This window comes from Pontibacter diazotrophicus, assembly GCF_003367245.1.
Taxonomy (GTDB): domain Bacteria; phylum Bacteroidota; class Bacteroidia; order Cytophagales; family Hymenobacteraceae; genus Pontibacter; species Pontibacter diazotrophicus.
In genome coordinates, this window is sequence record NZ_QRGR01000020.1 from 81,735 (window position 1) to 101,955 (window position 20,221).

Genomic DNA, 20,221 nt, shown 5'->3' on the forward strand with positions numbered 1-20,221 from the left:
GAATACCTGATGAATGATTATATAATTGCAATGACCGTGATAGGGTTAGCGGCGCTCTCCATGACCTGGGTACCAGCTTTAATGGAGAAAACACCCTTCTCATACCCTATTGTATACCTGTTGCTGGGTATACTCATTTACCTGTTACCCTTAGGGCTGCCTTCTCCTGACCCTATCTGGCGCGAAGAGTATGTGGTGCGGCTCACAGAGCTTAGTGTTATAATTTCGTTGATGGGAACAGGACTTAAGATTCGGCGAAAGTTTAGTTTCAGAAACTGGCGCATTCCGCTTCGGCTTGTAAGCATCACGATGTTGCTGAGCATTGCGGCCATCGCATTCCTGGGGTGGACCTTCCTTGGCTTTTCTGTGGCAGGAGCCGTTTTGCTGGGAGCCGTACTGGCGCCTACTGACCCTGTGCTGGCAGAACAGGTGCAGGTAGGCCCTCCGGATGATGAAGAGGAGGATGTCGTTCGCTTTTCGCTTACAGCGGAGGCTGGGCTGAATGACGGTTCGGCTTTCCCTTTTACGTGGCTGGCGGTGGTATTGGCCATATCAGCAGGGACAGGTAGTGAGTGGTTCACGGATTGGGTGTTACGGGACTTGCTGTATAGAATAGTGGTAGGTGCCGGAGCGGGCTATTTGATAGGGCGCGGACTAGCCTACCTGCTGTTTTCTCTTCCCAAAAAAACTGGTTTCCCGAAGGCAAAGCATGGTTTCCTGGCACTTTCTGCTACACTGGCAACTTACGGAATAACCGAACTGCTGCACGGCTATGGCTTTATTGCCGTGTTTGTTGCAGGGCTTACTGTAAGTAGCATTGAAGCAGAAGATGAGTATAATATCGAAATGCATAACTTTATCAACCAGGTGGAGCGAATTGTTATGGTGATCTTGCTGGTCTTGTTTGGCGGTAGCCTTGTAACAGGTATTTTAGATTATTTAAGCTGGCAGGGTGCATTGATTGGTATCGTATTCCTGCTGCTTATAAGGCCAGTTACAGCCTTGCCAAGTATGCTGGGTACTTACTCTACTTTAAAGGAGAAACTGGCTGTCTGTTTCTTTGGTATTCGGGGCATAGGCTCATTCTTCTACCTTTCTTTTGCCTTAGATAAAGTTGGCCTGCCAGAGGCCAATGAACTATGGTCTGTTGTTGCGTTTATCGTGATGATGTCAATTATACTGCATGGCATAACCGCTACAAGTGTTATTACAGCCCTGGACGTTGCGCGTAAGAAAAGCGGACGGCCTATTCCTAAACCTGATCAAACACCCGATGAGATTCAATAAGAAGCAAATGGAGCCACTCCATCTTCTTCTACCAAACGCTATCTGATAAACAAATTACTAGTTTGCAAAAACTAACACTACCCGACGCTGAAGTGTACTTTGCCCCGCAATTTTTTAGCCTGGAGGAAAGCGATGCTTTTTTCCAAGAACTGGATCAACGTATAAACTGGCAGCAGGAGCATATCCGAATGTTTGGCAAGAAACTGCCCATGCCGCGCCTCACCGCCTGGTATGGCGACAAAGGCTATACCTACTCTGGCTTGTACAATGCGCCACAGCCATGGCTGCCGGTGCTGCTGGAGCTAAAAGAGCGGGTAGAGCAGGCCAGTGGCAAAAGCTACAACAGCGTGCTCCTGAACTTTTACCGCAGCGGTAACGACAGCATGGGCTGGCACTCCGACGATGAAGCGGAGTTGGGAGAGGAGCCGGCTATTGCCAGCCTGAGCTTTGGCGGCGAGCGCCGGTTCGGTTTGAAGCACCGCACCCGCAAAGACCTGAAACCAGTAAGTATAACCCTCACACACGGTAGTCTGCTGCTGATGCAAGGCCCCACGCAACACCACTGGCTACACCACATCCCCAAGACCAAACGCCCCGTACAACCACGCATCAACCTTACCTTCCGGAATGTGAGAGGCTAGCATTTTTGTCAATCCGGGCCGGAAGCCGTTACTTTACGTCGTCAAGTGGCCCTGGGCCCTGCATACATTATGACCGAGAAGAAGAACATCGCCATCATGGGAGCCGGTTTGGTGGGCTCGTTGCTGTCTCTGTACCTGGCCAGGCGCGGCCACAAAGTAGACCTTTACGAGCGCCGCCCGGACCTGCGCACTACGATTATAGATGGCGGACGTTCCATCAACCTCGCCCTCAGCGACCGTGGCTGGCGTGCCCTCAAAGGTATTGGCATAGAAGAGGAGGTGCGCAAGGTGGCCATCCCGATGCGCCGCCGCGTCATGCACGATGAGCAGGGTAACCTCACTTTCCAGCCATACGGCAAAGAGGGGCAGGCTATCTACTCTGTGTCCAGGGGCGGGCTAAACGTTGCGCTGATGAACCTCTCGGAGCCGAACCCGGATATCACCTACCACTTCAGCCGCCAGGCTTTGGATGTGAACCTGCGCACCAATGAGGTGCAACTGCGCAATGTGGAGACAGGCGAAACTGAGACCGTGCAGCCAGACCTGCTTTTCGGAGCCGATGGCGCTTTTTCGGTGGTGCGGGGTGCTATGCAGAAAACCGAGCGTTTTAACTATGAGCAGCATTACCTCGAGTATGGCTACAAAGAACTCACCATACCAGCCACAGGAGACGGTGGCTGGGCGATCGAAAAGAACGCGTTGCACATCTGGCCGCGCGGCAACTACATGATGATTGCCCTGCCCAACATCGACGGCAGCTTTACCTGTACCCTTTTCTTCCCCTACGAGGGCGAACGCTCTTTTGCCAACATCAAAACCGAAGAGGATTTGCTGAATTTCTTCAGTGAAGTGTTCCCTGATGCCGTGCCCCTAATGCCGGAGTTGGCAACCGAGTACTTCGAAAATCCCGTTGGTTCGCTGGTGACTGTTAAATGCTTCCCATGGAGCTATGAGGGGAAATCATTGTTGATAGGCGATGCCAGCCACGCGGTGGTACCGTTCTACGGACAAGGCATGAATGCTGGTTTTGAGGATATTACGGTGCTGGACCAGATGCTGGACAGCTTTGACGGTGAAAACTGGGAGGAGCTGTTCCACAGGTTCGAGCGCCGCCGAAAACCCGATGCCGATGCCATTGCCGACCTTGCCGTGATGAACTTTATTGAGATGCGCGATAAGGTAGCCAAGCCGAGTTTCCTGCTCCGCAAAAAGATTGAAGGTAAAATATCAGAGCAGTACCCCGACATCTGGATTCCACTCTACTCCATGGTTACCTTCACTGATCTGCCTTATTCTTATGCCATGGAAACAGGCCTGCAGCAGGAGAAGATTATGAAGAAGGTAATGAAGCACATCAAAATAGTAGAAGACTACAACAAGCCGGAAGTGCAGCAATTACTGGAGAAACAGCTCATTAAAAAAGAGAAGCTGAAGAAGTATAAGGCAAGGAAAGTTTAGCTGCTGAAGTGGTGTCGCTGCTGTAGGCAATGAAACGCTTCTCTAAAATCAGATTAATAAAACCAATCTAAATAGACAATCCAACCAGACAAGAGAAACTATTTAAATCGGAATACAAAAACGCGTAACTGTCTGTAGTGCTGTGAATACGGCTTCCCCTTTGATATCTTAACTCCGCGAGCAGCCTTTTTTTGCCTCCGAGCGAATATAAAGTCCCAAAACCAACCAGGTAACTGGTGTAGTTACCCGCAAATTTTACTGGCTCATGCTGTCGATGTTCTATGGCGCCAGCGTACTCAATTTCCTCTTTTCTGGATGAGGAACTGGTTAATACAAAACTGTTGGACAGACCTATGTTAACGAAGGGTACAAAGTGTTTGCCGCCAGTTAAGCCATAGCGTACCAGAGCATTAGTATTTAGTTGTGAGAGCTGTAAGGTGATGTCATTTCTGGAGACGCTACTGTTAATAGTACCAGATTCATCCCTCAATTCAATGTAAGTATTATACGCGTTCTTGCTGTACATACCTTCTAGTTGTAAAGAAACTCGCTCATTGGACCTGGGAGAGGAAATATTCATGAAAGCACCGGTAACCAAACTTATGTCAGAATAGTTTGGGTAGGTTAAGTGCCTGCTGCTACTGCTGTTGCTTTGATGTTTTGTTTTGAAAGTGAGCTGTGAATAGCTTATACCTGTAAGTACACCTGGCTGTATTGAGAACCATGGCTTTTCAGAAGTTGAGAACATAACGGCAGGAACTCCCATACAAGCGTTATACCGACGAAACAAATCCGTTAAGGGGTTTATTTCGAGGCGAATCCTTTCGATGGACCCACTAATATCCGGGCAATCGTACATCAGCGATGACAGTGCCACAAGGTGGTTATTAGAGACTACTTCATAAGAGCGGCTTTCAACTGTAACTACTTTTCTCTCTGCTTTTATCTCAATGATTGGTGCACCGGAGCGCCTGGCAAAGTAGCGACCCTTGTAGTAATAGAGGCTTACCTGGCCTTGCACTAGTACCTCCAGAAACATTGTCAGGCTATCACCATTCTTCTCTGTTATTTTTTCTGCCTGATGGAATTTGTCATTTAAAAAACCGTATGCTTTAATTTGGTTAGGTGTAAAGGTGGTAACCTCACCCTCCAGGCTTTTCCTAAAGCTGCACTGCTTAGCGTTTGCTATGTTGTCCCTATAATTAATGTAGCCTGAGGTAGTGTCGTTGTTATGGCTAACAATAAAGCCTGCCTTGTAAAATGATTGTGCAGAGGCCCCTTGGGCAAATAGTATTAAAAGGCAAAGAAGGGCAAAAGTTTGTATTGTTTTCAAATCCAGGAAATAGAAACATAAATATAAGTATATTAAGTAATATACCAGAATAGAAGCTGCTTGTTATTGTATGGGCAAGCAACACAGAGCAGGTATGGCCTTGGAGAGAAGAGCTGTACCAAAGAAGTTACGTTGCCTGTTCAGATAGGCATTTCACATCCGAAAGCCTCCGGGAATTGGACTGCCAACAAGCAGTTTAGCAACTATTTGCCCCTAAAACAGGTATAATTTAGTATGTAACCGGGAAGTTTTCCTGACTGATAAATCTATTTATTACTTCTTTTATTTACTAAATCCAGAACTTTATGAGCTTATTTAATAAACTGAAGGGAGCAGCTATTGCTGCACTTATGCTTGGCTTTTCTACTGCCGGTACAGTAGCAATAGCACAGGAAACTACGCCTCCCGCGCAACAACAGGAGGCACAGCAGAATTTTTCGGATGCTGATCTACAGCAATTTGCAGATGCCAGCAACCGCCTGATGCTGGTGCAGCAGGAGGGGGAGAAAACGATGTTAGGTATTCTTCAGGAAGAAAATCTGAGCATCGATAAATTTAATGAAATGGCACAGGCACATCAGCAACAGAAGCTAACTGAGGTGGATGCCACAGCAGAAGAAATGGCTGCTTTCAACAAGGCTGCGCAACGCATGATGGACATGCAGCCTGAAATGCAGAAAGAGGTGGAGACTGCTATACAGAAAGACGGCATGACGCTGGAGAAGTATGAGCAGATTATGATGGTCTACCGCCAGGATCCTGCACTGCAGGAGAGAGTGAACCAAATGATGGGGCAGCAGTAAACACGCCTCCTTTATCTATAAGTAATCAAAAAGCCCCGCCATACCTGGCGGGGCTTTAAACTTTTAGTGGAGTTTATTTTATTCAAGATTACTCTTGCTTGTCCTGCTCCTGGCCGTGTGCAAATTCCATAATCCGGAAAGTTCTGGCCTTACGGTCGTAGTAACCATAGTGGAGTTTGTCGCCGTAGCGGTACACAGTTTTAAACTCTGGCTCTGGCTTTAGATCCTGCTCAAAGTTCTCGATCTTATCCTGCAGCACTTCCGTCTCCTTTCCTGATTCTACCTTAGCCAGGTCTTCAGCGCTGAGTACAGACCTGAAATAGGTGCTGGTTCCCGGTCCTGAACTGAAACCACTACTCTGGCCATACGGGTCGTAGAAGTAGCGGCTGTAGTAAGGCGAGTTCAGGTAATAATTCGGGATGTTGTAAGCCGGTGTCCAACGGCCCGGCACCATCATTAAACCACGTGCTGTTCTTACATAGCGGTCAGGAGTGCGCACCATCCGGCCCATGTCGTTACGGCCGTTTCTTTCTGCCGGCGCTTTATAAGAGCCGATGGTCAACTGGAGTGTGCTGTCGCTGAAGGCATCCACGGTAATGGCAGGCACGCCATTGGCCAGGTTCTTCATTATCTTCGACGTTTTCTCTATTTCAGTGACGTTAGAGGAGAAGATAGACTTCGCACCGCGTTGCTGTACGGGTGTAGACTTTATGGCAATCTCCTCGTCGCCGGTGTAAGAATAGTCTTTGATTGGCTTCAGCGTTTTAAAATCAAAAGCCGTCAGTTTAAACTGGTCTTTTTCGAGGTGCACCCTGAACAACTTGTCCTTATGCAGGAAAGAGTTGAAGGTCGGGGTGTTGCCTTGGGCTACAGATGGAAGCGTGCGGTAATTTGTCTCGCCTGTATTCCAGTCAAGCGTCAGAATCTCTGTAGTTGCCTCTTTTCTGTTTTGGCCTCTCAGGTTGAATCCGTCATAGATCATATAGATCTTCTCGCCCCGGATATAGATTTTGCTGCGGTGGTGACCTGTAAACACATTGTGCTCAATATCATCACTTATGTAAATCAAATCTGTTTCGCGGGCATACCGATCGCGGGTGCGTGGCATCTCCGGTTTAAAAGTTTTATGCTCTAAGTGCGCCATATCCTCGTCCGTGTCCCGGTACAGGTGCATGTTGTTGTCCTTGTCGGTATAGAGCATGTAAAAGTGATTATCGTTGCCGAAGCCACCTAAAAAGTTGGCGTTGCGCGCTACCTGTAGTTGCTCGTCCTGCATGCTGCGGAAGGCCCCTGTTCTGCGGTGAACCGCAAAAGGGCGTACATACTCCCGGCGGCCGTTTGTATAGCGGCTATAGAAGATAAACTCATTGTCTGTTACGCGGGTACCCAGTATCTGCGGCTCCTGCGAGTAGCGGTACGGAATCTGGTGCTGCGCCAGCTGCTGCCCGTTGGGTGAGAGCAATGCAAAGTTAAGTCTGCCGCTCTGGTAAAAGTAAATGCACACATTGCCGCTCTCGTCTGCCACCGTTACAAGGTCCTCGGCCCGGTTCATGGGTAATTCGATATTTGCGAACTCTTTCTGGGCATTGGCCACGGTGGCGAAGGCACCCATCAGGAGCAGGCTTAGGAATATTTTACGCATAGTATAAAGGCTTGATTGTTATAAGTATAACGTGCAAATTTTTGGCCAAAGTATACAAAACCAATAGGTAAGCTTAAATTATTTTAAGGGAACCAGTTTGTTCGTCTGTCTGATGTTACAGCAGGGGCGGCAAAATAGCATTATCACCCTACGCACCTTTACACAGGTAGCGCTGCAGCATATTGTTTTGCGCAGGCTATAAGTGGGCGACAAGCCTATTCAGGTACACCAAATATATCATAATTTGTTGTGTTACAGCTGTTGACACAAAAAAAGCGTCCGGCTAAGCTTAGCCGGACGCTTGAAAGTATGAATAAACAGCAGTTTTAAAACTCAGCGTTCTGCGGTGTTCTCGGGAAAGGAATCACATCGCGGATGTTGCCCATGCCGGTAACGAACTGCACCATACGCTCAAAGCCTAAACCAAAGCCAGCGTGTGGGCAGCCTCCGAAGCGGCGGGTATCCAAATACCACCACAGGTCTTCTTCGTGTATGCCTACGCCTTTCATACGTTCTACCAGTACATCCAGGCGCTCCTCACGCTGCGAGCCACCTACAATTTCGCCAATGCCCGGTGCCAGGATATCCATGGCGGCTACCGTTTTGCCGTCGTCGTTCACGCGCATATAGAAGGCCTTGATGTCTTTCGGATAGTCCGTCACGATCACCGGCTTTTTGAAGTGTTTCTCCACCAGGTAGCGTTCGTGTTCGCTCTGCAGGTCTACGCCCCAACCCACCTCATACTGGAACTTCTTCTTTTTATAATGGTTTGAGTTCAGCAGGATGTCAATGGCCTCTGTGTAGGTAACGCGCTCAAAGCTATTGTTCACCACAAACTCCAGCTTCTCCAGCAAAGTCATCTCCTGGCGCTCGTTTTGAGGCTTACTTTTGTCTTCTTCGGCCAGGCGCTGGCCCAGGAACTCAATGTCCTCGCGGTTGTTCTCCAGCGCATAACGGATGATGTATTTGATAAACTCCTCAGCCAGGTCTGCATTCATCTTCAGATCATAGAAAGCCATCTCTGGCTCAATCATCCAGAACTCAGCCAGGTGGCGCGTGGTGTTGGAGTTCTCAGCCCGGAATGTTGGCCCGAAGGTATAGATATCGCTGAAAGCCATGGCCGCCAATTCGCCTTCTAACTGCCCGGATACCGTCAGGTTGGTGGCTTTGCCGAAGAAATCTTCTTCAAAGTTGATCTTGCCTTCTTCGGTGCGTGGCGGGTTGTCCAGGTCCAGCGTGGTCACGCGGAACATCTCACCGGCACCCTCAGCGTCGGAAGCGGTCACGATTGGCGTGTGCATGTATACAAAACCTTTCTCGTTGAAGAACCTGTGTACCGCAAAAGCCAATGAGTTACGCACTCTGAAAACTGCTCCGAAGGTGTTCGTGCGGAAGCGCAGGTGCGCGATTTCACGCAGGAACTCCAGCGAGTGCGCCTTCTTCTGCAGCGGATAGGTTTCCGGGTCAGCTTTGCCCAGTACTTCAATAGAACTGGCCTGAATCTCGTAGGCCTGTCCCTTGCCCTGCGATGCCACCAACTCACCGGTCACGGCAATGCTGGCACCTGTGGTCACGTCTTTCAGGGTTTCTTCGCTGAATTTCTCAGCGTCGGCTACTACCTGTAAATTATGAATGGTGGAGCCGTCGTTCACGGCGATAAAGCTTACAAACTTGTTGCCGCGCTTAGTGCGCACCCAGCCTTTCAGCAGTACCTCTTTGCCTGCTTCGGCACCCGTTAGCAGGTCTTTTACTTTTGTGCGTTGCATGTGTTCGGTTATAGTAGAGTATCAGGACACAAGTATCAGGACACAAGAAAGGACTTTTTCATACCTTCTGATTCGCATAGTCCGGTAGGCGGCACAGGTGTTTTCCTGAACAAGTATAACGGTACGTGGTGTTACTGTTGCAATACAGCGTGTATCAGCATTCCCTTCTCACGTCGGCAAATTATACTTATGAAGTCTTGTGTCTTATATCCTGATACTTGTGTCTTCTTAAAAGTCCCTCAAAGTAACGATATTTTAACCTTTTTTGTAAATGCGAGTAAAATTATCCTAAATTTGGATGTGCACTTAACAGCATTTTTTCTCACATAAACCTATGCAGCGACTCGATTTAAGACAACTTTTATCTCAGAAGTTATCGCCGCAGCAGATACAATTTATCAAGCTGCTGCAGATACCTACTGTTGAGTTGGAAGCGCGCATAAAAGAAGAGATGGAGATAAACCCTGCTTTAGAAGAGGGGCGTGAGGAATCTACTGAAGAGTATAACGAGAACGACGACTACGAAGGCGAAGAGGAATATGGCAAGGACGATGTTGACCTGAACGATTACCTCAATGACGACGAGATAAGCGGCTACAAAATGCAGGGAGACCGCGGAGGTGATGACGAGGACAAGGAGATGCCAATCGCCATGACCTCTACCCTCACTGATTCGCTGATGGACCAGTTGGGCTTCCTGGACCTGGACGACAGGGAGTATGCTATTGGGATGCAGCTTATCGGCAGCATCGACCATGACGGCTATATCCGCCGTGACCTGAGTGCCATTGCCAACGACCTGGCCTTCTCTCAGAACATTGAGACAAGCGAAGAGGAAATCGAGCAGATGCTGCACCTTATCCAGAGCTTTGACCCTGCCGGTATTGCCGCCCGCGACCTGCCCGAATGCCTCCTGATACAACTCGAGCGCCGGGAGCAGGACCCGATAACCGTACTGGCGGAGCGTATTATCCGGGAGTCGTTCGATGAGTTCACAAAAAAGCATTACCAGAAGATACAGAGCAAGTTCAACATCTCAGAAGACGAGCTGAAGAAAGCCATTGACCTGATCATCAAGTTAAACCCGAAGCCGGGTGGTGCCGGTGCCAGCATGACGCGGGTGCAGTACATCATCCCGGATTTTATTCTCACCAACGAGAACGGGCAACTGCAGCTGTCGCTGAATTCGCGCAATGCACCTGACCTGCGCATCAGCCGCTCTTACTCCGAAATGTTTGATGCCTATGACAAATCAGACAAGAAGGACAAGAAGCTGAAGGAAACGGTGACCTTTGTAAAGCAGAAGCTGGATGCCGCCAAATGGTTCATAGATGCTATCCGGCAGCGCCAGAACACGCTGCTGCGCACTATGGAGGCCATCATCAAGTACCAGCATAACTTCTTCCTGGAAGGCGATGAAAGCGAGTTGCGCCCGATGATTCTGAAAGACATTGCCGAGGAAATCGGTATGGACATCAGTACCGTGAGCCGCGTGGCCAACAGCAAAGCCGTGCAGACAGAGTTCGGTATTTACCCGCTCAAATACTTCTTCTCCGAAGGTATCGCCACAGATTCGGGCGAGGACGCCAGTAGCCGGGAGGTAAAGCATATCCTGAAAGAAATCATTGAGGGTGAAAGCAAGCGCAAGCCGCTTTCTGATGAGAAAATTGAGAAAATGCTGAACGAGAAAGGCTATAATATTGCCCGCCGTACCGTTGCCAAATACCGGGAGCAGCTCAACATACCCGTAGCTCGTCTGCGCAAGGAGCTGTAGTCCCAGAAATCAACAGTTTCTTTAGAGTAAATTCAAAAATAACTTTTGTTACAAAATAAACAGCAGCTAGTTGTACTGTGATACTGCTAGTATGGACTTGTGCATCATGCTTTTCCACATACCTTTGCCGCGCTAATATAGGGGCAAAATATATCAGTCATCCTAAATGGATCCTGGTTGAAATAGAGGTACCCCGGGAGGTTAAGCTTATGCTACTTGCTCACAAGATCCTTCCAGGATGACAGGAAAAAGTCTGGAGCGCCCTGCGTATATTATTCAAGGGTGCTGGGAGTGAGCGCTACCATGTAATCAACCAAAGCAACAGCTTGTCTCGTACACCCGAAAACTATAAATAGCAAAAATGAAAGTATCGTTTGAGGATTTAAAAGCGCAGTTTAAGCGTGTGCTCTTAAAGGCAGGTTTTAAAGAAGACAGAGCAGAACTGTGCGCGCAGATTTTTGCCGGGAATAGCAGAGACGGTGTATACTCGCATGGCCTAAACCGTTTTCCGGTTTTTGTACAGATGGTAAAGGACGGCCTGATTGATGTGCATGCCGAACCTGAGAAAGTAGGTCAAAATGGTGTGACAGAGCAGTGGGACGGCCACCTGGCGCCGGGCATGTATACCGCCGCAAAAGCGATGCAGCGTGCTGTAGCACTGGCGAAAGAAAACGGCATAGGCTGCGTAGCAGTTAAAAACACCAACCACTGGATGCGTGCCGGAACCTATGGCTGGCAGGCGGCAGACGCCGGATGTATCGGTATATGCGCCACAAACAGCATTGCCAATCTACCCCCCTGGGGCGGAAAGGAACCCCGGTTAGGCAATAACCCACTCGTGGTTGCTATTCCTCGAAAAGAAGGACATATTGTGCTGGACATGGCCATTTCGCAGTTCTCGTACGGTAAGCTGCAGGAGTATGAGCTGAAAGGGAAAGAGCTACCCGTAGACGGTGGATATGATGGGCAGGGGCAGTTGACGAAAGATCCGACTCAGATTAGAAAAACAGAGCGGAGCCTGCCAATCGGTTTCTGGAAGGGATCGGGGTTGTCGCTTGTGATAGATGTGCTGGTGTCCTCTTTAAGTGGCGGTAAGTCTGTAGCGCAGATTACAGAGGCAGGAAACGAAGCGGGCGTTTCGCAGCTCTTCCTGTGTATAGATGCCCGCAAACTGGATGAGTCGATTAGCAACCGCATTATCGAGTATACCAAAAGCAGCGGTGTAATGGATGACGGGGGAGAGATCCGGTATCCGGGAGAAAGCTCTTTGGCCACACGGCACCGAAATCAAAAAGAAGGCATACCGGTAAATGAGGAAATCTGGAAGCAGGTTTTAGATTTGTAAATCCGCATTGCTTACACAAGACCATAAAATTGCGCCAACATTTTTTTCTGTATATACGCCGATGTTCAGTAGCTTGCGATGTATAACAGAAGGTGTGATTTGTGCCAGTGTGCCAGATTTATTCAGTACTTTATTGATGCCTTCATACAGGCAACCATTCTTAATTCATCATTTGTAATTCATAATTCTGTAAAGTGAACCGTACCCTTGCGCAGGTGCTGTCGGTTGTATTTCACCCGCTGTTGCTTCCGACTTACCTTTTCGCAGTCATACTCTACTACATGCCCACGGCCACCATTACGTTGCCCTATCAGATCAGATGGATAGTGCTGAGCATGATCTTTTTTACCACCTTTATTATTCCGGGTGTGGCCGCCTATAGTATGGTACGCCTCGGCCACCTCGATTCCATAGAAATGAACAGGCGCGAGCAGCGCAGTATGCCGCTGCTGTTTACGGGCGTCTGCTATGCACTCACGTCTTACCTGCTGTACCGCGAGTCTTCTTTCGATGCCATCTTTTACTTTGTGATGGGCATTATTGCCGCTTCTGTTTTCCTGACGTTCATTATCTCGCAGTTCTGGAAAATAAGCGCCCATAGCATGGGTATGGGAGGTGGTTTAGGCTTGCTGCTGGTGTTGAGCTGGCTTGCCCCGGACGCTATGATGGTGGGGCCTATTGCCCTGGGCATACTACTGGCAGGAGCCGTGCTCACTGCCAGGCTGTCGTTGCACGCGCATACACCCGGCGAAGTATATGGCGGTTTTGTAAGCGGGTTCTTAGTGGCCGTTGCTGCTGCTTATGCAGGTCTTTAGCGGCTAGCTGCCGCAAAGGTGCTACAAGTGTTCATTTGCAGCGCAAAACTTAAAATGCGTAGCCAACAGAGAGGTTTAGCTGCGGTAAGGGCACAGCAAAAATAGCGGAGTTGTTTTCTGCTATTACCGCATGGCCAATAATGTGGTCTGTCAGGAGTTCGCCTGCGTTGTTGGCAAGGGCATACTTCACCCGCCCGCCAAGTGAGGCGGCGACATCTGCTGTCAGTAGGCCCATCAGGTTAAACTGTATTCCAAGTTGGTAGCTAAGGTCGAGTGAGTGCTGGTACAGATGGCCAACACCATGATAAGTTGGGGCGTCTGGTGTTTGTGTCAACTGTTCAAAAACATCCTGCTCATACGCCAGAAATCGATACCCAAAGAAGGGACCATGAAAGAAACCGAATGGCTGGCCCTCGTTCTTCAAGGTATACCTGCGCTGACTCATCCGGACAGACGCCCCTTGCACGGGCTGACTCTCAGGAGAAGACGCATCACCTTTCATATAAACACTGTAAATGTAGCTTAATCCAAGCTCATTGGAGATGCGATCGGTGCGCATTTTCTCGTAAGCCAGATATACTTCACTAAGCTGTAGCGGGTAAACTTTCAGCACCCGGTCATAGGACTTATCCATACTCGGTACTTCCCCATCGCTCTGTGCGTTGGCTATACCCAATGGTGCAAGCAGCAGCGCAGCGGCAGCTAACATTCGGTGAAGGTGAATTTTCTTCATCATTTTTTAGGGCTCACAATTATTGACTTATTAGAATAGTATATTTATATATAATATGGATTATATACTACAGAAGCCAGATATTAGTTGTGATTTTTGCAGGTTAATTTGGTGCTTTCTTAGGAGGCCCTCAGATGCTATTAACTGCTATAAAGCTCAGGCATAACAGATTTCTATAACTCAGTAATGGTTAAGGCGTATAATTAGTCTGTTTGTACAGGATACAAGAACTTAACAACAATAGAACTATGAAAAAATTTGCATCAACAGGACTTATAATAGGCGCTTTCGTATTTGGAATGGCATCCTGTAACCAGGAGCAAGGTGCCGTAGAGAACGCACAGGAAACAAATGAGCAGCGGTTTGAAGACACCGCCATGGAGGATCGCAAGATAGATCAGTCTGAGTTCATGACACAGGCGGCATCAAGCAACATGCTGGAAATTGAGGCAGGGCAACTGGCGCAACAGAAAGGCCAGAACCAGGCGGTAAAAGACTTCGGGCAGATGATGGTGACAGACCACACACAGGCAACCGAACAGCTACAATCGATTGCTTCGCAAAAAAATATCACGTTGCCAGACAGCATGAGTCAGGAACATATGGACCAGTTGCAAAGCCTGAGAGACAAGAACGGCGCTGAGTTCGACCAGGAGTATGCCGACCTGATGGTTAGTTCTCATGAAGAAGCGATAAGCTTGTTTGAGGATGCATCCGAGGACCTGGAGGACCCGGATGTGAAGAACTTTGCTACTACTACGCTGCCTAAGTTGCGAGAACACCACCAACAGGCCAATCAGTTGGATGAGACAGTAGGCGGTAACAACACTGCTAATCTAGGTACACCCAGAGAGCAGTAGGAAGGAGACTTAAATCCGTAACATTATAGTAAAAGCATCTGTAAGTTTTATCTTGCAGATGCTTTATACTTTAAACCAACAGGCACCATGAAAAAAACTGTACTAACTGTATTATCCGCCACCGCCCTCTTCTTTACCACCGCCTGCTCCCCCGACGATAGCATAGAACAGGCAACAGAGCAGAGTGTGCAGCAGTTTGAGGCAGCGGGTGTGGAAGGCATGCGAAACGATGCCTTGTTTGTCGCAGAGGCTGCAAGCGCCAGTTTGCTGGAGATGCAACTCGGAGAGGCGGCACTAGATGCGGCTGTAAGCCCTGAAGTGCGGGAACTGGCCCAGGAAATGATGCAAGCCAATCAGCAAATGCTAAACGAGCTGCAACAGATAGCCAGCCAGAGCAACTTTGTGCTGCCCACTACACTGGGGTCCAGGCATCATGACATATACCAGGAAATAACCGCCAAAACAGGTATTGCTTTTGACCTGGCTTATGTAAACCGCCTAAGCGATGAGCAGGAGGAGATCATAGAACGCTACGAAGATATAGCGGAAAACGGGCAGGCAATGGAGCTAAAGCAGTATGCCTCTAAGCAACTGCCCCTGCTGCGGCGGCACCAGCAGTTGGTGGAAGAGTTGGAGGAAAAAATTAAGAATGCATAAAAAAAGGAGCGGCTATTAAATAACCGCTCCTTTTTTAAAGTATGTTGATAACTTAGCTTGCATCGCTGCTTTCACGGTAGTGGCTCGTCTCCAGCTCTTCCTTCAGGAACTTGGAGGTATAGCCTTTGCCTGCGGCCACTACTTCCTCCGGTGTGCCTGTGGCCACAATGGTACCACCTGCTTCACCACCTTCCGGACCGATGTCGATGATATGGTCGGCTACTTTGATCAGGTCGAGGTTGTGCTCGATAATGAGCACGGTATTGCCCTTGTTCGTGAGTTTGTGCAGCACATCCGACAGGTGCTCGATGTCCTGGAAATGCAGTCCTGTAGTAGGCTCATCCAGAATATAAAGTGTCTGGCCTGTATCCTTCTTTGATAGTTCTGTCGCCAGTTTCACGCGTTGTGCCTCACCGCCTGACAAGGTTGTTGCCTGCTGGCCTAAAGTAATATAGCCCAGGCCCACTTCATTCAGCGTCTGTATTCTGCGCAGGATGCGTGGCTGGCTATCAAAAAAGACTACGGCCTGCTCCACCGTCATGTCCAGTACATCTGTGATAGATTTGCCTTTGAAGCGCACTTCCAGTGTTTCACGATTGTAGCGCTTGCCTTTGCAGACCTCGCAGGGCACATATACATCCGGCAGGAAGTTCATCTCGATGGTGCGCATTCCAGCGCCTTCACAGGCCTCGCAGCGCCCGCCTTTCACGTTAAAGGAGAAGCGGCCAGGGGAGTAGCCCCTTATCTTCGCCTCCGGCAGCTGCGCAAACAATGTTCTGATATCGGTGAAGACACCGGTATAAGTGGCAGGGTTGGAGCGCGGCGTGCGGCCAATCGGTGACTGGTCTACCTCAATTACTTTATCGATGTGCTCCAGGCCTTCTATCTTTTTGTATGACAGCGGATCCCGCTTCGCCCTAAAGAAGTGCGTGTTCAGAATAGGGTACAGCGTGTCGTGGATCAGCGAGGACTTGCCACTACCTGACACACCCGTTACGCAAATCATTTTGCCCAGAGGCAGCTCCAGCGTTACGTTTTTCAGGTTATGGCCTGTAGCACCAATCAGGCGCAGTTTCTGTCCGGTTCCCGGGCGTTTCTTCCGCATCACAGAGATGCCGCGGCGATTGCTCAGGAAGTCGGCGGTGGTGGTACCTGCCTGCAGCATCTGTGCTGGCGTACCGGCAGTTACCACCTGGCCACCATGTATACCGGCGCCAGGGCCGATATCCACCACATAATCCGCCTGCATGATCATGTCTTTGTCGTGCTCCACTACAATAATGGAGTTGCCTAAATCGCGCAGGTCTTTCAGGGCATTAATAAGGCGCTCGTTGTCGCGCTGGTGCAGGCCTATGCTTGGCTCATCCATAATATAAAGCACTCCCACCAGCTGGGTACCAATCTGCGTAGCCAAACGGATGCGCTGGCTTTCGCCACCAGACAGCGTACGCACCGGGCGGTGCAGGCTCAGGTACTCCAGGCCTACATCCAGCAGGAAACCAATGCGCTTCCGGATCTCTTTCAGCAGTTCCCGTGCAATCACGTTCTGGCGCTCACTCAGCCTGTCTTCCAGGCCCTCGAACCACGAGGCCAGCTTGTTGATATCCAGCACCGACAGCTCTCCGATGTTTTTGCCGTCTATCTTAAAGTGCAGCGATTCTTTCTTCAGGCGATAGCCGCTGCACTCCGGGCAAACGGAGGTCTGGGTAAAGTCTTCAATCCAGGAGCGGATGTTGTCGGAATCTGACTCCATCTGACCTTTCAGGAAGTTAATGATGCCCTCAAACTCTACAATATAATTGCCCTTCTTGGTGCTTACCTCCAGATCCTCCTCCAGGCCATACATCAGGATGTGCAGCAGGTCTTCCGGCAGGTCTTTGATGGGTGTCGCCACAGAAGCCTTAAAATGCTTGAACAACGCTTCAATCTGCTTGAAAATCCAGATATCGCGGTACTCGCCAAGCGGGGCGATACCTCCCCGGCGGATGCTCAGGCTCTTGTCCGGAATCACCGTTTCCTCGGTTATCTCCTGTATCTCCCCCAAGCCATTGCAGACAGGGCAGGCACCATAAGGAGAGTTGAAGGAGAAGCTGTTCGGAGCAGGGTCATCGTAGGCAATACCAGTGGCAGGGTCCATCAGGTGGCGCGAGTAGAAGTGTGTCTGGTTTGTGTCAGCGTCCAGAATCAGCACGGTGCCCTTGCCATGCGTCAGGGCATTCTGTATGGAGCCGGACAGGCGGAAACGGTCTTCCTCCTTCACTACAATCTTATCCACCACAATCTCGATATCGTGGATTTTGTAGCGGTCTACCTGCATCTTCGGCGTAATCTCCACCAGTTCGCCATCTATGCGGGCCCGTATAAAGCCCATCTTGCGGATCTGCTGGAACAGTTCACGGTAATGGCCCTTGCGGCCTTTCACCACCGGTGCAAGTACAATGACGCGTTTTTCGCTAAAATTCTCCAGGATGTGGTTTACAATCTGGTCATCGCTCTGGCGCACCATCTTATCGCCGCTCACATAACTAAAAGCCTCTGCGGTACGCGCCCAAAGCAGGCGCATAAAATCGTAGATTTCAGTGATGGTGCCCACTGTGGAGCGAGGATTACGGCTCGTTGTCTTCTGCTCAATAGAGATGACCGGCGAGAGGCCCTCTATCTTGTCTACATCCGGGCGTTCCAGCCCACCCATAAACGAGCGGGCGTAGGCCGAGAAGGTTTCCATGTAGCGGCGCTGCCCTTCTGCGTAAATTGTGTCGAAGGCCAGCGATGATTTACCTGAGCCACTGATGCCGGTAAACACCACCAGTTTGTAGCGCGGCAGCTTGATGGAAATGTTTTTCAGGTTATGTTCGCGGGCACCGTATACTTCTATCTGTTGCGCTTCCCCGGCCATGGCAGGCGCGGTGGTGGCAGTGTTAGGTGCAGTGGTGCCAGTAGTTATTTGTTGCTCTGGGTTGAAAGCCATTCAGCGTGTGTAATTTTTAAATAGCAAAGGTACGTAATCTCAGGCTTCTGCAGCAGCAAAATCCTAACCCTTCTTAACAGAAATCAGTAGCAATTGGTTTAGAGGCGGTGCGTTTTATAGTGTTAAGAAAGAGATTTGGCGAGGCAGAATATTGCGCTGCTAAGGCGATACATTTTGTGGGGCTGGCTCTTCCTGCTCGGCCACCTCGGCATGTGCCGTGCTGGTAGGGGCATAGGCGTACGTGTGTTGTGCCACCTCCCGCCTCTTTTTGGAAAATCTGGAATAACCAAAAATAGTTATCCCTAACCCGATAGGAATAAAGGCAAGTCCTACTCCAATATAAAAAGGGTCATCCTCAAAAACTTTAATGAAGGTAAGCCCCGCCAGCACCATCGCCGTGCCCGTGCGCATATAAGACAGGAAAGTTCGCTCATTCGCCAGTTTCGTACGCTCCATGGCCAGCTTGTCCCGCATTTCCAGGTTTTGCTTTTCCTGTACTTTTAGCCTCTTCTTTATCTTTTTCTTTGCTCTTCCGAGAAGCAGTGATCTTATACTCATGCAGAAGTGTACGAAAGGAGGCGGGGAAGGGTAAAGCATCTTTTTGCCTACATCGGGCTTTGTTTTTCTGTCAACTTACACGAAGTCTGCAACTCAACCGGATGCCACACATAAGTAGCGCACCATACACCAGTAGCAGGCATCTTAAGTCGTGCTACTGGTGTATGGTGCGCTAAAATATTCAGCTAAATTTCCTTACTGCACCTGTAATATTCTGGCCCAGCATGCCGGCACTTCGTCTATTTGCACCTGTCCGTTCCGAACGCTGAACTGTTGTTGCGGCTCCAGCAGGTCAACCAGTGTGCGCCCATCAGGCTCCTCCACCTTTAGAGAAAGATTGACTGGCGTACTGGCAGCGTTCACTATTACTATGAGATGTTCTTCTTTCGTGCGCCGGGCAAAGGCAAGTTGCTCGTGCGCGACGTGCACCTGCTTATAGCTACCATACTTCAAGGCTGCATGCTTTTTACGAATGCCGGCTAAACGACTGATGGTATCTGCCAATGCCGGGTGAGGCTTCTGCTCCAGTGCTTCCGGCTGGAGCAGCTTCGGGCGCAGTGGCGCATCACTGTCAGGCAGCTTGGTGCCGCTGATTCCCCATTCGCTGCCATAGTAAATAGAGGGTACGCCGGGCATGGTAAAGAGCAGGATATGGAGCGGGTAGAGGTGCGTTGGGTTCTGTAGGGTGCTGGCAATCCGGTTTACGTCGTGGTTATCGGCAAAGGAGTAAAGCGGTAGATTTTTATAAATGCCCTGCTCTCCAAACAGCCGGTTGAGCGAGTGCGCCAGTTCAAAGTAGTTCTTATCGTTGTGGCTGGAGAAAAGGCCTTTGTAGCACTCGTAATTGGTGGTGGAGTCGAGCATCTCCGGGTTTGCCCAGCGGCGGTAATCCCCGTGTATCACTTCGCCTAAGAGCCAGAAATCGGCCTGCAGCCCATGGCAGAAGCCAGCCAGGTCGCGGAGGAAGGTGAGGTCCATCACGTCAGCGGCATCCAGGCGCAGGCCGTCTATTTCAAACTCATCCTTCCACATTTGTATGGCAGAGAAGAGGTGGGCACGGACGTCCGGATGATCGAGGTTCAGTTTGACCAGGATATGGTGTCCGTTCCAACCCTCGTAAGCAAAGGCATCGCCGTAGGGGCTGCTCCGGCTAAAGTCTACGCCAGCGAACCAATCGCGGTACGGAGAGTTTTCACCATTGGCCAGCAGGTCACGGAAAGCCCAGAAGTCGCGGCCCACGTGGTTGAACACCCCATCCAGAATTACCTTGATGCCATTGGCGTGCAATTGTACGATAAGTTCTTTTAGCGTGTCATTTGTTCCCAACCTGCAGTCGACGGTGAAGTAATCGGCGGTATCATAACCATGTGTGCCGGACTCGAATACAGGCCCGAGGTAAAGTGCGTTGCAGCCTAAGTTTTTTATGTGTGAAATCCAGTTATGGACGGCTTCTAATCGTGGCGCTGCCGGAGATGCGAAGTCATTATGAGAAGGGGCTCCACACAGGCCCAGTGGGTAGATATGGTAGAAGATGGCTTCTGAAGCCCATGAGGCTGCTATATGTTTCATTATTACGTTCTA

The 20,221-nt window shown here is 49.7% G+C and carries 16 protein-coding genes; 9 read left to right on the forward strand and 7 right to left on the reverse strand.

Annotated elements, in window-relative coordinates:
* Positions 1-9: 9 nt before the first annotated feature.
* The 3 genes from DXT99_RS17550 to DXT99_RS17560 all read left to right on the forward strand — a co-directional run bounded on the left by DXT99_RS17550 (position 10) and on the right by DXT99_RS17560 (position 3,386).
* A complete protein-coding gene (locus tag DXT99_RS17550) occupies positions 10-1,287 on the forward strand; it encodes a cation:proton antiporter (RefSeq protein WP_246000812.1) in 1,278 nt (425 codons plus the stop codon).
* Between the two features lie 62 nt (positions 1,288-1,349).
* Complete coding sequence (locus tag DXT99_RS17555) at positions 1,350-1,928, forward strand: alpha-ketoglutarate-dependent dioxygenase AlkB family protein (RefSeq protein WP_246000813.1); 579 nt, start codon at positions 1,350-1,352, stop codon at positions 1,926-1,928.
* A 69-nt stretch (positions 1,929-1,997) separates the two neighbouring features.
* Positions 1,998-3,386 carry an FAD-dependent oxidoreductase gene (locus tag DXT99_RS17560; protein WP_115566952.1) on the forward strand — a complete coding sequence of 463 codons (1,389 nt, stop codon included), beginning with the start codon at positions 1,998-2,000 and terminating at the stop codon, positions 3,384-3,386.
* Positions 3,387-3,453: 67 nt separating this feature from the next.
* Here DXT99_RS17560 and DXT99_RS17565 read toward each other — a convergent pair whose 3' ends face one another.
* Positions 3,454-4,719, reverse strand: a complete 1,266-nt coding sequence (locus DXT99_RS17565; RefSeq protein WP_115566889.1) for a hypothetical protein — start codon at positions 4,717-4,719, stop codon at positions 3,454-3,456.
* A 305-nt stretch (positions 4,720-5,024) separates the two neighbouring features.
* On the opposite strand from DXT99_RS17565, the gene DXT99_RS17570 reads away from it, so the two are divergent.
* Positions 5,025-5,522, forward strand: coding sequence for a DUF4168 domain-containing protein (locus tag DXT99_RS17570; RefSeq protein ID WP_115566890.1), 498 nt, complete (start codon positions 5,025-5,027; stop codon positions 5,520-5,522).
* A gap of 88 nt (positions 5,523-5,610) precedes the next feature.
* Here the strand turns inward: DXT99_RS17570 and DXT99_RS17575 are convergent, their stop codons facing one another.
* Both DXT99_RS17575 and asnS read right to left on the reverse strand, forming a co-directional pair.
* On the reverse strand, positions 5,611-7,164 hold the full coding sequence (locus DXT99_RS17575) for a hypothetical protein (protein WP_115566891.1): 1,554 nt from the start codon (positions 7,162-7,164) through the stop codon (positions 5,611-5,613).
* A gap of 326 nt (positions 7,165-7,490) precedes the next feature.
* Positions 7,491-8,930 carry an asparagine--tRNA ligase gene (gene asnS, locus DXT99_RS17580; protein WP_115566892.1) on the reverse strand — a complete coding sequence of 480 codons (1,440 nt, stop codon included), beginning with the start codon at positions 8,928-8,930 and terminating at the stop codon, positions 7,491-7,493.
* A gap of 334 nt (positions 8,931-9,264) precedes the next feature.
* Between asnS and rpoN the strand changes: the two genes are divergently transcribed.
* The 3 genes from rpoN to DXT99_RS17595 all read left to right on the forward strand — a co-directional run bounded on the left by rpoN (position 9,265) and on the right by DXT99_RS17595 (position 12,864).
* Positions 9,265-10,704 (forward strand): RNA polymerase factor sigma-54, encoded by a 1,440-nt coding sequence (gene rpoN / locus DXT99_RS17585; RefSeq protein ID WP_115566893.1) that lies wholly within the window; start codon positions 9,265-9,267, stop codon positions 10,702-10,704.
* Between the two features lie 361 nt (positions 10,705-11,065).
* A complete protein-coding gene (yiaK, locus tag DXT99_RS17590; RefSeq protein WP_115566894.1) occupies positions 11,066-12,049 on the forward strand; it encodes a 3-dehydro-L-gulonate 2-dehydrogenase in 984 nt (327 codons plus the stop codon).
* 194 nt (positions 12,050-12,243) lie between these two features.
* Complete coding sequence (locus DXT99_RS17595) at positions 12,244-12,864, forward strand: hypothetical protein (protein WP_115566895.1); 621 nt, start codon at positions 12,244-12,246, stop codon at positions 12,862-12,864.
* A 49-nt stretch (positions 12,865-12,913) separates the two neighbouring features.
* Here DXT99_RS17595 and DXT99_RS17600 read toward each other — a convergent pair whose 3' ends face one another.
* Positions 12,914-13,600 carry an ABC transporter ATP-binding protein gene (locus DXT99_RS17600; RefSeq protein ID WP_147294246.1) on the reverse strand — a complete coding sequence of 229 codons (687 nt, stop codon included), beginning with the start codon at positions 13,598-13,600 and terminating at the stop codon, positions 12,914-12,916.
* 245 nt (positions 13,601-13,845) lie between these two features.
* Here DXT99_RS17600 and DXT99_RS17605 point away from each other — a divergent pair, with 245 nt between their 5' ends.
* Together DXT99_RS17605 and DXT99_RS17610 are read left to right on the forward strand one after the other, a co-directional pair.
* The gene (locus tag DXT99_RS17605) at positions 13,846-14,457 is read left to right on the forward strand and encodes a DUF4142 domain-containing protein (protein ID WP_115566897.1); all 612 of its coding nucleotides are present in this window, start codon (positions 13,846-13,848) and stop codon (positions 14,455-14,457) included.
* An 87-nt stretch (positions 14,458-14,544) separates the two neighbouring features.
* Positions 14,545-15,114 (forward strand): DUF4142 domain-containing protein, encoded by a 570-nt coding sequence (locus tag DXT99_RS17610; RefSeq protein WP_115566898.1) that lies wholly within the window; start codon positions 14,545-14,547, stop codon positions 15,112-15,114.
* Positions 15,115-15,166: 52 nt separating this feature from the next.
* Here DXT99_RS17610 and uvrA read toward each other — a convergent pair whose 3' ends face one another.
* From uvrA to DXT99_RS17625, 3 genes are all read right to left on the reverse strand, one after another.
* Positions 15,167-18,082, reverse strand: coding sequence for an excinuclease ABC subunit UvrA (uvrA, locus tag DXT99_RS17615; protein WP_115566899.1), 2,916 nt, complete (start codon positions 18,080-18,082; stop codon positions 15,167-15,169).
* A gap of 159 nt (positions 18,083-18,241) precedes the next feature.
* On the reverse strand, positions 18,242-18,640 hold the full coding sequence (locus DXT99_RS17620; RefSeq protein WP_115566953.1) for a DUF202 domain-containing protein: 399 nt from the start codon (positions 18,638-18,640) through the stop codon (positions 18,242-18,244).
* A gap of 195 nt (positions 18,641-18,835) precedes the next feature.
* Positions 18,836-20,209, reverse strand: coding sequence for an alpha-amylase family glycosyl hydrolase (locus DXT99_RS17625; RefSeq protein WP_115566900.1), 1,374 nt, complete (start codon positions 20,207-20,209; stop codon positions 18,836-18,838).
* Positions 20,210-20,221: the final 12 nt, after the last annotated feature.